This is a genomic window from Sphingobacterium pedocola, assembly GCF_015209965.1.
In the GTDB taxonomy this organism is placed as follows: domain Bacteria; phylum Bacteroidota; class Bacteroidia; order Sphingobacteriales; family Sphingobacteriaceae; genus Sphingobacterium; species Sphingobacterium pedocola.
The window spans coordinates 1-787 of the sequence record NZ_MU158691.1 but is presented as its reverse complement, the minus strand read 5'-3'; the positions used below and the strand labels follow the sequence as shown (position 1 = coordinate 787).

Genomic DNA, 787 nt, shown 5'->3' with positions numbered 1-787 from the left:
CGTCGTTCCTCCTCGCAAGAGGAGAAAAACAGTTCTACCCCCCTAGTCACCAATTACTAGTCACCAATTACTGGTCACTAACTCCTAATCACCAAAAACACTTCTGCTTCCATATCCCACAGACTGTACACCAGTTCTTTCAGCTCCTCGAGTGCCTTACGGCTATGGTCGCCGGTACCCTCTCCGGTAAGCGTCGTAACCGGAGCGATACAACCATGTAACTCTTTCATCGCGTTATTGGCTGGATGGATCAGAATCGCTTCGCGTCCTTGCACGGATGGGATTCCGATCTGTTCACCATTCTTGGGGTAGACCCTTTTTTTGAGTTTGTAGCGCCCCTCGGGGATACAGCTTTCGCGTGGCTTGTTATCCTGCCATGGTAACTCAATGGTATGGCAGACCGCGTCGCCCAGAAAATAAATGGTTCCGTTTGTTCCCCGCTCCCCGTATTTCCTTTCGAGTATCAGGGTGATCTGTGTTTTCATTCTTTTAGTATTAAGTATTGAGTATTGAATATTGAGGTGTTAGGAGTTAGATTTTAGGAGTTAGGACGATCTAGTCTCTAACTCCTTCCACCTACCCCCTAGCCACCTAACTCCTAGTCACCCTACGCTAGGAAGTCATGTCCTCACCGTATGCTTTGATTACCGTTGTGATATTCTTGGGGGTGTCGAGCATGGTGATCCGATAGATCGCATTTTCATAGTCTGCGTTTGCCACAGTAGCCGTATAGCTCCACTCGACGTTATCGGCATCGAGGGGAACTGCCAGTCCGGATTCGATCAGG

Annotated in this window: 1 protein-coding gene; it reads right to left on the bottom strand. The window is 48.8% G+C overall.

Features of this window, described 5'->3' with window-relative positions:
* Positions 1–77: 77 nt before the first annotated feature.
* Positions 78–485, bottom strand: a complete 408-nt coding sequence (locus tag C4F40_RS16025) for a DUF5675 family protein (RefSeq protein WP_231390093.1) — start codon at positions 483–485, stop codon at positions 78–80.
* Positions 486–787: the final 302 nt, after the last annotated feature.

Coding starts and splice junctions, on each gene's coding strand:
- C4F40_RS16025 (WP_231390093.1), bottom strand. CDS start 485: ATGAAAACACAGATCACCCTGATACTCGAAAGGAAATACGGGGAGCGG.